Source organism: Geminicoccus sp., assembly GCF_036263595.1.
Lineage (GTDB): Bacteria > Pseudomonadota > Alphaproteobacteria > Geminicoccales > Geminicoccaceae > Geminicoccus.
This window is the reverse complement of the sequence record NZ_DATAGQ010000071.1, coordinates 1-13,956: the sequence shown is the minus strand read 5'-3', so window position 1 is coordinate 13,956 and position 13,956 is coordinate 1. Positions and strand designations below refer to the sequence as shown.

The 13,956-nt window shown below is 66.0% G+C and carries 10 protein-coding genes and 1 pseudogene; 7 read left to right on the top strand and 4 right to left on the bottom strand.

Going from position 1 to position 13,956, the window contains the following annotated elements:
- The first annotated feature begins 11 nt into the window (after window positions 1-11).
- The 4 genes and pseudogenes from VHL31_RS06140 to VHL31_RS26610 all read left to right on the top strand — a co-directional run bounded on the left by VHL31_RS06140 (window position 12) and on the right by VHL31_RS26610 (window position 5,014).
- Window positions 12-2,483 carry a penicillin-binding protein 1A gene (locus tag VHL31_RS06140; protein ID WP_329660328.1) on the top strand — a complete coding sequence of 824 codons (2,472 nt, stop codon included), beginning with the start codon at window positions 12-14 and terminating at the stop codon, window positions 2,481-2,483.
- Between the two features lie 44 nt (window positions 2,484-2,527).
- A protein-coding gene (prfB, locus tag VHL31_RS06135; RefSeq protein WP_329660327.1) for a peptide chain release factor 2 occupies window positions 2,528-3,656 on the top strand; the annotation gives its coding sequence in 2 pieces (ribosomal slippage) (window positions 2,528-2,596 and window positions 2,598-3,656; 1,128 coding nt in all).
- Window positions 3,656-4,237: a hypothetical protein gene (locus VHL31_RS06130; RefSeq protein ID WP_329660326.1), complete on the top strand. Its 582-nt coding sequence runs from the start codon at window positions 3,656-3,658 to the stop codon at window positions 4,235-4,237. Before prfB ends, VHL31_RS06130 begins: the two co-directional genes overlap by 1 nt.
- Window positions 4,238-4,353: 116 nt before the next feature.
- Window positions 4,354-5,014: pseudogene (locus VHL31_RS26610) on the top strand (HAD family hydrolase).
- 44 nt (window positions 5,015-5,058) lie between these two features.
- Here the strand turns inward: VHL31_RS26610 and VHL31_RS06120 are convergent.
- Together VHL31_RS06120 and VHL31_RS06115 are read right to left on the bottom strand one after the other, a co-directional pair.
- Window positions 5,059-5,655, bottom strand: a complete 597-nt coding sequence (locus tag VHL31_RS06120; protein WP_329660324.1) for an ABC transporter substrate-binding protein — start codon at window positions 5,653-5,655, stop codon at window positions 5,059-5,061.
- 34 nt (window positions 5,656-5,689) lie between these two features.
- Window positions 5,690-6,463 carry a VacJ family lipoprotein gene (locus VHL31_RS06115; protein WP_329660323.1) on the bottom strand — a complete coding sequence of 258 codons (774 nt, stop codon included), beginning with the start codon at window positions 6,461-6,463 and terminating at the stop codon, window positions 5,690-5,692.
- 234 nt (window positions 6,464-6,697) lie between these two features.
- On the opposite strand from VHL31_RS06115, the gene VHL31_RS06110 reads away from it, so the two are divergent.
- The 3 genes from VHL31_RS06110 (at window position 6,698) to VHL31_RS06100 (ending at window position 9,109) form a co-directional block, all read left to right on the top strand.
- The gene (locus VHL31_RS06110; RefSeq protein ID WP_329660322.1) at window positions 6,698-6,964 is read left to right on the top strand and encodes a hypothetical protein; all 267 of its coding nucleotides are present in this window, start codon (window positions 6,698-6,700) and stop codon (window positions 6,962-6,964) included.
- A 94-nt stretch (window positions 6,965-7,058) separates the two neighbouring features.
- On the top strand, window positions 7,059-8,060 hold the full coding sequence (locus VHL31_RS06105) for a metalloregulator ArsR/SmtB family transcription factor (protein ID WP_329660321.1): 1,002 nt from the start codon (window positions 7,059-7,061) through the stop codon (window positions 8,058-8,060).
- A complete protein-coding gene (locus tag VHL31_RS06100; RefSeq protein WP_329660320.1) occupies window positions 8,057-9,109 on the top strand; it encodes a methylenetetrahydrofolate reductase in 1,053 nt (350 codons plus the stop codon). The genes VHL31_RS06105 and VHL31_RS06100 overlap by 4 nt, the downstream gene beginning before the upstream one ends.
- 3 nt (window positions 9,110-9,112) lie before the next feature.
- On the opposite strand, the gene VHL31_RS06095 is transcribed toward VHL31_RS06100, so the two are convergent.
- Together VHL31_RS06095 and VHL31_RS06090 are read right to left on the bottom strand one after the other, a co-directional pair.
- On the bottom strand, window positions 9,113-12,871 hold the full coding sequence (locus VHL31_RS06095; RefSeq protein ID WP_329660319.1) for an AAA family ATPase: 3,759 nt from the start codon (window positions 12,869-12,871) through the stop codon (window positions 9,113-9,115).
- Window positions 12,868-13,956: exonuclease SbcCD subunit D C-terminal domain-containing protein (locus tag VHL31_RS06090; protein WP_329660318.1), on the bottom strand; the 1,089-nt coding region annotated here is incomplete at its 5' end. The genes VHL31_RS06095 and VHL31_RS06090, both read right to left, overlap by 4 nt.

The window sequence follows — 13,956 nt, the reverse complement described above, 5'->3', positions numbered from 1 at the left end:
AAGGTAAGACGTTGACGTCGTTTCTGCGCGCCCTGGGCGTGCTCTTCAATCTGGCGCTGCTGGTGTTGCTGATCGGTGTTGGCGCACTGGGTTATGCGTGGTGGCGTTACGGCCAGAATCTGCCGGACGTCGCGCAGCTCGCCACGTACGAGCCGCCTACGGTCACGCGTGTCCACGCGGGCGATGGTCGATTGCTGGCGGAGTTTGCGAAGGAGCGGCGCGTCTGGGTGCCGATCCGTTCGATTCCCACGCGCATGCAGCAGGCCTTCGTGGCAGCTGAGGATCAGAATTTCTGGAACCATCACGGCATCGATCCACAAGGCGTTGCATCCGCGGTGATCGACAACCTGCGCCGCGTGGCCAACGACGAGCGGCCGCGCGGCGCTTCCACGATCACCCAGCAGGTGGCGAAGAATTTCCTGCTCACCAACGAGATGTCGATCGACCGGAAGATCAAGGAAGCCATCCTCTCCATCCGGATGGAACGGGTCCTCTCTAAGGAGCGGATCTTGGAGTTGTACCTGAACGAGATCTTCTTGGGGTATCGTGCCTATGGTGTCGCCGCGGCTGCATTGAACTATTTCGACAAGTCCCTGGACGAACTCTCCCTGGGCGAGATCGCGTTCATCGCCGGCCTCCCGAAGGCGCCGTCACGTTACGATCCGGCCCGCAACACGGAAGTCGCGCGCGATCGGCGGGACTATGTAATCGGTCGCATGTTGGCCGACGGCTATATCTCGCCGGCCGAGGCCGAAGCCGCCAAGGCCGAACCGTTCGTGCTGCGTGCGCGGGGCGGACGCGCCGACGAGGCCTCGGCCGACTTCTTCCTGGAAGAGGTGCGTCGCCGGCTGGTGGCGCAGCTGGGCGAAGCCGGTTTCTACGAGGGCGGCCTGTCGGTGCGGACCACTGTCCAGCCGCGCATCCAGCGGATCGCCGACATGGCGCTGCGCCGCGGCCTGTCCAGCTACGACCGTCGCACTGGCTGGCGGGGGCCGATCACATCGCTGCCGGACATCACGGCAGGACATCCGTGGCAGGAGGCACTGGATGCGGTCGATCCTGGCGTAGCCCTGCTCGACTGGAAGAAGGTCGTCGTCCTTGCCGCCGGCGCCAAGACCGCGGAGATCGGGTTCGCCGACGGCAAAACCGGGACCCTCAATGTTGAGGACCTCAACTGGGCCCGGACCGCAGACTCCTCCGGCAAGTTGGGGCCGGCCCCCAAGCGCGCCGACCAGGTGCTGAAGGCCGGTGACGTGGTGCTGGTCGAGGACATTGCGGAGAACGACAAGCCGTCGCGCTGGGCGCTGCGGCAGCGTCCGGCGGTCGAGGGATCAGTGGTGGTGCTGGATCCGAACACCGGGCGCGTCCTTGCGATCACCGGTGGGTTCGACTTCCGGCAGAGCACCTTCAACCGGGCTACGCAGGCATGGCGCCAGCCTGGCTCCTCCTTCAAGCCGTTCGTGTACCTGGCTGCCCTGGAGAATGGCTACACGCCTGCCTCCATCGTGCTGGATGCGCCGATCGTGGTGGACCAGGGACCGGGCCTGCCAAAGTGGAAGCCCGAGAACTACAGCCAGCGCTTCTACGGGCCGTCCACGCTGCGGTTGGGCCTGGAGAAATCGCGCAACCTGATGACGGTCCGCCTCGCCCAGGCGATCGGCATGGAAAAGGTCATCGACGTCGCCCAACGCTTCGGGATCGACCGCGGCCTGCAGCACTTCCTGGCGGGCTCGCTGGGCTCGAACGAGGTCACCCTGCTTGGCCTGACATCTGCCTATGCCGAGCTGGCCAACGGTGGCAAGAAGCTGGCCCCGATCCTGATCGAACGCATCCAGGACCGGTACGGCGCGACCCTGATGCGGCGGGACGACCGCCCATGCGACGGCTGCGCGGTCGAAAGCTATGCAGGCGGCTTCCCGCCGGTCATCCCCGATACGCGGCCGGCAGTGACCGATCCGCGCTATGCCTACCAGATGACCAACATGCTGGCCGGCGTGGTCGAACGCGGAACCGCTGCCAGCGCCGCCAAGCTGGGGCGCCCCCTGGCCGGCAAGACCGGCACCTCCAACGATGCCAAGGATGCCTGGTTCATCGGATTCTCTCCCGATCTGGTGACCGGCGTGTTCATCGGCTACGACCAGCCCAGGAGCATGGGCGATACCGAGACGGGTGCTTCCCTGGCGCTGCCGATCTGGACCGAGATCATGGGACGGGTGTTGGCCGATACGCCACCCACGCCGTTCCGGGTGCCTCCTGGGGTCGAGCTGGTACGGATCGATGCGCAGACCGGGGCGCTGCCAGGAGCGGACACGGCCCAGGTGATCCTGGAGGCGTTCCTGCCGGGCACTGCGCCGACGAGCGAAGAGGCGACGGATCAGGTCGTGGGTGGTGGTGAAACCGCCTTCTACGATCCCGCAGCCCCTCGCACCGCCGCACCTCGTGAGCCGACCCCGCCGCCGGTGACGAGCGACGGGCTGTATTGACGGCTGGCTTGACCGAACGATCTTTCTTCTTCTGGAGATGACCCATGCGTGCCGAAATCGCGAACCTTGCCGACGAACTGAAGGAAGGCACCACTCTCCTACGGAGGCATCTTTGACTGGGATGAAGCCCTTGTCCGCCTCGATGAGCTGGACTCCCTCTCCGAGGACCCGAAGCTCTGGGAGGAGCCGGAACGTGCGCAGAAGATCATGCGCGAGCGCAACGGCCTGGCCGCGCGGATCGATCAGGTCCGTGATATCGAGACGCGTCTGAACGATGGCGTGGAACTGGCCGAGCTTGCCGAGGCCGAGGGCGACGAGTCGACGATTGCCGACGTGGAGAAGGAGCTCCAAGGACTGAAGGACACGGTGCGCCGCCTCCAGCTGGAAGCGATGCTCTCCGGTGAGGCCGACCGCAACAACGCCTTCGTCGAGCTGAACGCTGGTGCCGGCGGAACGGAAAGCCAGGACTGGGCGGAGATGCTCATGCGCATGTACACGCGCTGGGCCGAGCAGCACGGCTACAAGGTCAACCTGATCCAGGAGACGGAGGGCGAAGAGGCCGGCATCAAGTCCGCTACGCTGAAGCTGGAGGGCGAGAATGCCTATGGCTGGCTGAAGACCGAGGCCGGCGTGCACCGGCTCGTCCGGATCTCGCCCTACGACAGCCAGGCACGCCGCCATACCAGCTTCGCGTCGGTCTGGGTTTACCCGGAGATCGACGATTCGATCGAGGTCGACATCCAGGACAAGGATCTCCGCATCGACACCTACAGGGCGTCGGGTGCGGGCGGCCAGCACGTCAACCGGACCGAGTCGGCCATCCGCATCACCCACCTGCCGACCGGCATCGTGGTGAGCTGCCAGACCGACCGCTCGCAGCACCGCAACCGCGACACGGCATTCGGCATGCTGCGGGCGCGCCTGTACGAGCTGGAACTGCAGAAGCGCCGAGCTGCCTCGGACGCGACCGAGGCGGCCAAGACGGATATTGGCTGGGGTCACCAGATCCGCTCCTACGTGCTGCAGCCCTACCGAATGGTGAAGGATCTGCGCACGGGCGTGGAGACGTCCGATACTCAGGGTGTCCTCGACGGTGACCTCGATCCATTCCTGGAGGCCTCGCTGGCGCGCGGGGTCGTAGGTGTGGCCACGGAGGTGGAGGATCCGGTCTGATGCGCCGCATGGCTCTGGTCATGGCGATGATCTTCATGGCCAGTCCGGTAACGGCCAATGAGCCGGCTGCCGGCACCAGTGCCGATGAGCTTCAGAGCGCCATCGCCAGGATCCGGGAGAAGGTCGACGCGCAGCGCGCCGAGACCGGATCAGCCGCCAAGGACGCCGCCGAACAGGCGGCGGAACTGGATCGCCTCGTGACCCACATGGCGGCGCTGGAACACGAGAATGGCGAGCTCCGCGCCTCCAATGACAAGCTTGAGCAGGATCTGGATGAAAGCCTGCGCAAGGCGGCACGTCTGGAGCAGGAGAATGATGCCCTGGCCAAGGTCGCCTCGGGCAGACTGGACGGGTTGATCGCTGCTGCGCGGGAGCTTGTGGCGGCACGTGCCGAGATGGACCGGATTGGCCAGGTGCTGGGCGACCTGGAGGCCGGCCGGGCAGTCCTGACGGCCGTGGCCCAGGATATGCCGCTTCTGGTCACGGCGCCCGCCGCAGCTTCCCAGGAAGCCGTCCTGCTTCGCGCCGAGCTCGAGGAGGCCCGGGCCCGGATCGCCGCCTTGGAGGCGGAGCGTCGGTAGCGACGCCCGCGGGCACCCAATTCTTCGCATCAGCCAGGGACCTTCAGAGGCATTAGCCGTTTGAAGCCGACTGCTGCAGCGCATCAAGCGTGCGACAGGCAGTTCAGGAGTCCAACATGCCCGATGCCGTCATCTTCGACATCGATGGAACCCTGATCGACTCGGTCGATCTGCACGCCCAGGCATGGCAGGACGCCTTTCGGGAATTCGGGCACGACATCGAGTTCATGAAGATCCGCAACCAGATCGGCAAGGGTGGCGACCAGTTGATGCCGGTGTTCCTGAGCAAGGCCGAGCTGACGGCCAGCGGAGACGATCTGGATCAACGACGCAGCGAAATCTTCAAGACGACCTACCTGCCACAGGCCACGGCGTTTCCCATGGTGCGCGAGCTGTTCGAGCGACTGCTAACAGATGGCAGACAGGTGGTCCAAGGGATCAGAGCTGGCACGCTATAAGAAACTTGCGAGGATTGCCGACCTCATCGACGGCGGGACCTCCTCCGATGACGCTGCCAAAAGCAAGCCGCACCCCGACATCTTCCAGGCAGCGCTGAAGACACTCGATCGGGTCGCCCCCCAGAACGTCATTGTCGTTGGTGACACACCTTACGATGCTGAGGCCGCAGGCAAGGCAGGGTTGTGTACGATCGGGGTCCTGTGCGGCGGGTTCCCGGAGGAGAGCCTTCGGCAATCCGGCTGCATCGCGGTCTTCGCCGATCCAGCTGACCTTCTAGCCAGGTACCTGGACTCGCCGCTGGCCAAGAAGACGGGCTGACGCAGGCAGCGCGGCGAGGAAGCGCCGCCTGCGCCTACCAGCGGTCAGGCGGACTGCCGCGCTGCGATCTGGTCCTTCAGGCGAGCAATCAGACCGTCGAATCCCTGCTGCTCCAGGATATCCGAATACTCCTGCCGCCACGTCACCACGGCAGACACTCCCTCGCCGACCACGTCGATGATGGCGTACCGGCCGTTCTTCTCACGCACGCGCCAGTCCACATTGGCTGGCTGCTGTCCCTTCGTGCGGACAATCTTGCTTGAGACCATGAAATCCGTGTCGTCGACCTGCCGCTGGCCAGTGATCTCGTAGGTCTCACCGCCATAGTTCCGTAGCTGCGATGCGATCGTCGTGATCGTGAATTCGCGGAAGAGTTCGGTGTACTCTTCCTGCTGTTGTGGACTGGCCTGCCGCCAATACCGGCCGATCACCAGCCTCGACACTGTCTCGAAATCGACGCTGTCGTCCAGGATCTGCACCAGCCTCGAAAGCCGCTGCTGGTCCGAAAGGTTGGGCGTTCGGAAGATCTGGACGACCTGCTGCCCGATCTCGTCCATGAAAGCACTGGGCGTCTCTTGCGCGCCCGCCGGAGGAATCCGGAAAAGCGAAATTGCCAGCAGGCTGGTGCCTGCGGCGAGCATGGTCCGACGGGTCAAGCCCAGCGTGCCCGCCAGATCAGGGCGCCGCATCATCATCCTCCTGAAAAATTGCATCATAGCCCCTGGAGTCGGCGGGGGAGTCACTCTCCGCATTCAGCCGCTGCAAGAAGATCGAACGGACCGTCGCATAGGTATCGACACTGCCGCGCCGGAGGTCATCAACCGTCTCGATGTTCTTCGAACGCCAGTCGATGGCCTCGGTTGCGTTCTGGGTGATCCAGGGCCAGTCGCCGCTGGCGTAGAATACCGGGTTCATGAGCCCGTCAGGCACGAAGCCGACGGTACCGCGCACCGTGTTTGGCCCCCACAGCGGCAGCACGACATACGGCCCGGACTCCACGCCCCATTTCTGCAGCGTTGCCCCGAAGTCGGTCTCGACCTTCTGGTAACCAAAGGCCGAGGCCGCATCGAATAGTCCGCCCACACCCATCGTCGTGTTGATGATGAAGCGGCCAAGCGACGTGCCGAACGCCTCGCGTTCACCCTGGAACGCTGAATTCACCGCATAAGCCGGCTCGCGCAGGTTATGGAGCACGTTACCGACGCTGGTTCGCACGGGATCCGGCACGACCGCCCGGTAGCCCTTCGCTACCGGCTCCAGCACGTAGATGTCGGCCTTCTCGTTGAAGCTGAAGATGGCGCGGTTCGCCGGCTCCCAAGGGTCCGGGTTGTCCGTCGTCGCGCACCCCGCCAAGCCGGCGGCCAGCACCAGCGTCAACACCGGCCTGAACGCCCGGCCCGAATGCCTCATCTTCGCCTCTGAAAACATGGGGGCTCGCAGCGTCATCATTACTCACAGGTCCGCGTGCAGAAGTACGAGCGGGGTAGAACAGTTTCAAGGCAGCCTGAAAGGTGCCGCAACGAATGCGGCAGCCTGGATACCAGCCGCAGCCGGACCAAGAAGCGGCACCCGAACGTCCACCCGTCATATCCCTGGACGCCCAAGGAACGTTCACTACAGCAAGAGAGTGAAGAATTTGTAAATCCTGGTGCGTCCATACGAGGCGGATCACGGAGGGAAACGATGGCCGAATTGCGCACCGCATGCCTGGAAGATCTGGTGGATCGCCTCCGGCACGATCTTGGCGAGCGGGTCGACCTGGCCGACCGATTGGAACATGCGTTCGTCGAACGCGATGCGGATATGGTCGCCAAGGCCATGGACGATCTGGAAAACCTGCCTGGCTCTGTTCGGCTGGCTGTGCATGAAGCGATCCTGGACTGGCTGTTTGGCGGTGACCCCGCAGCGGGACTGCGTGCCATTCCACCTCTGTCCGACCTACCCCAGTGATTGGATCCAGGGTCGGTCCAGAAGCTCCGCCTGCCGCCACTGCCGGTTGACGAGGTTATATAAAGAAATGTAGATATGTGCCAGGAGACCTGAGATGGACGCTTCTGGCCCCGAACTGACCCGCTTGCTCGACGGACTTGCCGCCGCCGCCGATCCCTCGCGCCTGAGGTTGCTGGCTGTATGCGCGCAGGGTGAGTGGACCGTTAGCGAACTGGTGCAGGTGATGGGCCAGTCCCAGCCACGCATCTCCCGGCACCTCAAGATCCTGGCCGAGGCCGGTCTGCTCGACCGCTTCCGTGAGGGAAGCTGGGTGTTCTATCGTCGTGCCCAGGAAGGCGAAGGGGCCAGGCTGGCACGGTCGATCTGCCGCCAGCTGCCGATGGATGATGGGACGCTCGTGCTCGATCGGCGTCGGCTCGAAGTGGTGCGCGAGGCGCGTCGCCGGGCTGCCGAGGCTTGGTTCGATCATCGCGCGCAGGCCTGGGACGAGGAGCACGAGCTCAACGCGGCCCAGTCCAAGGCCATCGATGCTGCCCTGCTCGGCCTGTTCGCCGGTGTGAGCACGCCGTCCCTGCTCGACATCGGCACCGGCACTGGCCGTGTGCTCCAGCTCCTCGCCAGCCGGATCGGCTACGGGCTGGGCGTGGATGTTGCCCAGGACATGCTGAAGATCGCGCGCGCCAACCTGGACCGTCGAGAAGCTCGTAACTGTCAGGTCCGGCATGGCGACATGTACCAGCTGCCGCTGCCCGACGCCTCGTTCGCCGCCGTCACCTTTCACCAGGTCCTGCACTTCGCCGACGATCCTTTCGCGGCACTGTCGGAGGCAAGGCGGGTGCTGGCGCCAGACGGGCGGATCATCGTGGTGGACCTTGCCCGCCACGAACGGGAGGAGCTGCGCCAGGACCGTCAGCATCGCCGTCTGGGATTTTCCGATGGAGAGATGACCAATTGGCTCTCCGAGCTCGGCTTGGCGATGGAAGCGCCGGTGCGGGTGCCCGGCAAGGATCTGACCGTCGTGCTCTGGTCGGCGCGCCTTGCGGATGCCCAGGTGCTTCCATTTCCCTCGTCGAGCCGCGCGGAGGCGTTAGCATGAGCCATGCGGCCATTCCTTCACGACAGGGTGTCGAGGCCGAGCCCGATGTCCGTATCCTAGAAACATTCGAGCTGGAGCAGCGCATGCCTCACCAGAACAGCGCCGTGCCTTCGGACTATGAGCACCGCCTCGCCCGGCATTTCCCGCAGCTGGGCGAAGCGCTGCCCCAGCCCAAGCTTTCGGTCGAGCTGTTTCCTCCACGCTCCGGTCCAGCCACCGAGACCTTCTTCAGCGAGGTCGCGAGGCTTGCTGCTGTGGCACCAGACTATTTCACGGTAACGTCCGGCGCTGGTGGCGGCGCCCAGGTCGAGGCAACCTTCGACACCGTGTCCGAGCTTCGCAGCCGTTTCGGCCTGGACGTCGCGCCGCACATCACGGCGGCAGCCCTCGCGCGCGATGAGGTGGCCCCTCTGGCCGAGCGGTATGCGGAACTTGGTGTCACTCGGATCGTGGCGCTGCGCGGCGATTCGGCCGAGGGCGTGGGCAAGGCCTATCGGCCACGCGAAGACGGCTACGCCTATGCCGCCGACCTCGTCCGCGGCCTGGCCAAGGCTGGCAAGTTCGAGATCTCGGTCGGCTGCTATCCCGAAGTACACCCCGAGGCCGAGAATGCCGAGGCAGACCTGCGCCATCTGGCTGCGAAGGTCGATGCCGGCGCTTCCCAACTGATCACCCAATACTGCTTCGATACCGACCGGATCCTCCGCTTCCGGGATGCCTGCCATGCAGCCGGCATCCGGGCACCGATCGTTCCCGGCGTGATGCCCATCCATCAGTTCGCTCAGGTAAAGCGCTTCAGCTCCATGTGCGGCGCCTCGATCCCGGCTTGGCTGGCCGACCTGTTCCAGGGCCTGGAGGAGCAGCCCGAGCTAGCGAAGATGGTCGCCACGACCGTGGCCACCGAGCAGTGCCGCCGGCTGGTCGCCGAGGGGTTCGATTCGCTCCATCTCTATGCCCTGAACCGCGCGGACCTCACCCTCGCGGTGTGCCGCTTCCTCGGTCGGTGCAACCTGCATCTGGTCGACCCGGCCATGGCGGCGGCCGCCTGAGCATCACGACGAGGTTACCGCGACGGAGCTTCGTCCGCCGCCCCTCGGGGTGACTTCGACCTTCACCGCAATTCGCTCCTTCAGCTCCTCGACATGGCTGATCACGCCGATCCGCCGCCCGGTCGCCTGCAGCCGCTCCAGCACCGACACGGCCATGCTCAGGCTCTGCGCATCCAAGGCGCCGAAGCCTTCGTCGATGAACAGGCTCTCGACGCGAATGCCATGACTGGATGAAAGGCTGGCGAGACCCAGTGCCAGCGCCAAGCTGATCAGGAAGCGCTCGCCTCCGGAAAGGCTGTGCACGCCGCGCACCTCATCAGCCATGTAACGGTCCACCACCTGCAGCACGAGGTCGCCACCTGGCGCGCGCTGCAGTTCGTAACGGGGATGCAGGTCCAAAAGATGCCGATTGGCCAGATGCAGGAGCTGGGTGAGCGTGAGGTTCTGGGCGAAGCGGCGGAACTTCGTTCCATCTGCCGAGCCGATCAGGTCCGACAGACGCAGCCAGACATCGGCCTGCTCCCGGCGCGCCCGGATCTCGGCCACCACCTTTTCCTGTTCCCGCCCTATCCGGTCATCACGGTCCAGGACCGCCCAGTGCTCACGGTGTACCTTCTCCGCCACCTGCCGTCGCTGCTCCACTGCCGCAGCCAGCGTGTCGATATCCTCCGGCCCCTCAGGCGGACGTCCCGCCTGTTCGTGCTCCGCCAGCGACTTGCGCCGCTCGGCCTCGGTCGTCAGGCTTTCCTCCAGGACACGCCGCACCACAGCCAGCCGCTCGCGTTCGGCCACTAGCCATGGCTCCCCCCGCGCAATGGCCCGTTCGGCCTCCTCACGCGAAACCCGACGGCATGCCAGCGCTGCCGTCAGCTTCCGCTCGCTCTCGGCCTGTTCCAACGTTGCGGACGTCAGGGAGCGCTCGACCGCCGACGCCGCCTCCTGGGCCACCAGCTGGGCGTCGGTAGCCGTGCTCAAGGCGAGGTTCGCCGTCTCCTGGGCCTCCTCGGCCTCCTTCAACCTCCGCCGCAGGTCGACATCGACCTCCTCCACGCTGCGCCCCTCAAGGACGCCGGCGCGGTCTCGGGCGGCATCTGTACGTTCCCGCTGCTTGTGCGCATGCGCCGCGCCGGCCTCCTGGCGGCTCGACGCCCGCAGTACCAAGGCCGCTTCCTGCTCCTTCATCTCTATCCGGCAGGTAGCCAGGCGCTCCTCAAGCCGGCCGATCTGCACCTTTCGACCGGACCAATCGGATGCCACCCGGCGGCATTCCTCGGCAAACTGGCGATGATCGCGTGCGGCATGGTCGATCCAGCCGGGGAAAGGCCCCTCCAACCTGTCATGTAGCCGTGTGCGAAGCCGCATCAGCTCGGCACGATCCAGATCCAGCTGCGCGAGGGCCAGTCGCCTTTCCAGGTCCAGCTCCTGATCCCGCTTGGCCAGATCCCGCTCCGCCTTCTCCGCCGCATCCTTCTTCTGGCGAACCTGCTCGTAGCGCTGCCGGTCGGCTCGCAATTCGGTCTCAAGGCTGGTGAGCCGGCCGAGGTCCGCTTCCGCTTGCGCCAGGGCAGCGGAAGCCCGGCCGACATGCTGGACCAGTCCATCCCGATCGCAGGCGGCGACATCGCTGGGCAGTTCCGGGAAGTCCGGGTCGAATGCGCTACCAAGCTCCCTCGCCCGGTTCGCCGCACATCCTGCAGCGCGCAGCGCCTGGTGGAGATCATCCGCGGCCAGCTTGCGGCGAGAAGCAAGCTCGGGCCGGGCTTGCTCCAGGGTTTCGATCCGTCCCCGCGCACCAGCAATCGTGGCATCCAGCCGCTGGAGGACCTGCTCCAGCTCCGCGAGCCTGGCACGATCCGCGTCTGCCCGCGCTGCAAGAATGGAATCGACGTCGGTTCTCGCATGCTCCGTCGCACCACAGACCGGGCATGGCGAGCCAGCCACCAGGAGCAATCGCAGGTGCTGGGCATGCTCGCCGGCCGCCGCGACGGACAGGCCGACACTGCGGCGGGCCTCGTCGTGTCGCGCCAGGGCCGAAGGTCTCTCCTGCTCAGCCCGGGAAAGTTCGTGCAACGCGGAGGCAAGTCCAGTGGCGCTACGTTCCTCCTCACGCTCCGCGGCGGTGATGGCAGCCTGGGCACGACGTACCTCACGTGCCGTCTGGTCCAGGTTTTCCAGCGCAGACAGGACACTGCGCACGATGTCCAGTCGCTGCTGCGTGCCTGCCCGATCGATAGCCTTGGCCTCGACCTGGCGCACCGCGATCCGTTGCTCCAGATCGGTCAGATCGAATAACAGCTCTGCCGAGCGTTCCACCTGTAGCGCACGCTCGGCCACCAGCCGTGCCCGTGCTGCCGCCAGTTCATCCGCGCGAGCCTGCTGCTCCTTCAGGCGGCGGCTGACCTCCGCCGACGCCTCCAGATCGAGAACAACTTCATCCACCTGGGGGACAAAGGTCTCCAGGGCCTTGTGGTCATGCAACCATTGCGCATGGACGTCCCGCTCCGCCGCCACTGCCGCATGTTCCTGCACGGCACGTCCCACCGCGGCCTGCGCATCGTCATGCTCGGCTTTCCTCCGCTCCAGCTCGGCCAGCCGTGCAGCCACCTCCTTGTCGAGCTGGCCGATCACCGTATCGAGAGCCCGCGCCCGCCGGAGCCATGGCTCCGTTCGCTCCATTTCCTGGCGGACCGCAAAGAGCCGCTCGCTAGCCGCCGACCGGGCGGCGGTTGCCTCGTCGACCCATGCGGCCGTCCTTTCCACCGCCTCCTTGGCTTCGGTCAGAAGCTTCTGCCCTGCCACGACCGCCTGCTCCGTGCGCCGCAGGTCGTCCAGCTCGGACCGGACAGCAAAGGCGCGCTCGCACAAGGCCAGCTCGGCTCGAGCCGGCTCTTCCGCCTGCTCGGCCGCCCGGGCCGCAGCGACGGCCTGCTCCGCCTCGGCCAGGCGTTGCATGAGGCGCTGGCAGGTCTGGTGCCAGGCAGCGGCACGGGCAATCCGGTCCCGTTCCCGTTCAATCTCGTCCAGGACGCGCCGTGCCTGGAGCTCGGCTGCAACCGCTGCTTCCCGCGCCTCGGGATCGAGCGGGCGGCTGCCGGCCAGACGCTCTTCCAGTGCCGCGATCTCCTGCTCCTCGCGCTTGCGCCGCGCGAAGGCCGCCCTGGAAAGCTCGGCATAGATCCCCGTCCCGGTGATCCGCTCAAGGAGCTCGGCCCGTGACTTGGCGTCCGCCTTGATGAACGTGTCGAAGTCGCCTTGCGCCAGGAGCACCGCACGGCGGAACTGGCCGAAGCTCAGCCCGATCCGCTTTGCGATTTCACCCAGCGTCTCGGTCTTGGTGCCACCGATCGCCTGCCCCGTCTCGATGTCCTGCAGGCTGATCTTCTGGTCCTGGATCTTGCCCCCGGACCGGCCGCGCGCACGGCGGACCTGCCACCTCGCACGATAGGTTCTTCCGTCCTGGCCGGTAAAGTCGACCTCGGCGAAGCCCTCCGTGGCGCCATGGCGCAGCACGTTGCGCACGTCGTCGTAGGTTTGCTGGTTCCCATCGTCCTGGCCGATGCGTCCGCGGTCGGCATGATCGAAACGGGGCAGCTGGTCGAACAGGGCCAGGCACATCGCGTCGAGCAGGGTCGACTTCCCGGCGCCGGTAGGGCCGGCGATTGCGAAGATGCCGGCCGTCCGGATCGGCTCCGCCTCGAACTCGATGGCGAAACGATCGGCAAGGCTGGCGAGATTCTGACCCCGGATTGCCAGGATCCTCAAGCCGCTGTTCCCTCGTCTGCGGGCGCCTGCACCTCGGCCAGGAGCTGGCGGAATGCCCGTGTCAGGTCGTCTGCCGGCTCCATGCCTGGATGGGCCTGGTGATAGAGCCGGTGGAAGACCTCCAGCTCGGCCATCTCAGCAAGGTCGGCGCTGAAAGGGAGCGGTGCCGCTGGACCTGACGCCAGCTCGCGTGCCACCCGGACCAGGCGGACCGGCTTGCCGTTGACCGCCTGCTCGATCCGACGCCGCAGATCCGGCTCCGGTCCGTCCATGCGTACGACCACCTCCAAGAAGGCGTGCCGATCCCGGCCGAGATCCTCCAGCCGCAGCGCCAGCAGCTCAGCCTCGATCTCTGCCAGCGGAGCGCAGCCGGCCCGCGGTATCCGCAGGAAGTCGACCAGACGGGGAGCTTCCAGCAGAGCAATTCCGGCAGGGCGCTCCCCGTGTATGTCGACCACCACGGCGCCGTGCCGGTAGTCGCGTTCGGTCACCGACAATGGAAAGGGCGATCCTGCGTAGCGGATTTCGGTCGGTCCGCTGATCCGCTGCGGACGATGCAGGTGGCCGAGAGCGACATAGGCCGCGTGGGCCGGATAGATCGAGGCCGGCACCACCTCCTCGCCGCCGATCACCACCCGCCGTTCGCTCAGTTCGGACACGTCACCGCCGATCACGTGCAGGTGCCCCGTCACGACCAGCGGCAGATGCCCACGCTGCGCGTCGGCCGCAGCCACTGCCTGCCGATGCAGGCATTCCAGCGGTGTTTCGTGCGTCTCGGCATCGGGAAGGTCGCCCGGACGCAGATAGGGTACCGCCACGCAATAGGCACCGACCGTCCCCGTCCGATGGCGCAGCGGCACCACAAGCCCCGTCGGATCCGGACGTCGGTCGCGCCTCGGCACCGCCCCCATGATCACGACCCGCTCGCTGTCGAGCAGATGGCGTGGCAGTTCCAGTCGGCTCGCCGAATCGTGGTTGCCGCCGGTCAGCACGATCTGCAGGCCTGGTGCTTCAGCCAGCACCCTCGCCACGAACTGGTACAGGCGACGCTGTGCGGAGGTAGGCGGGTTGACCGCATCATAGAT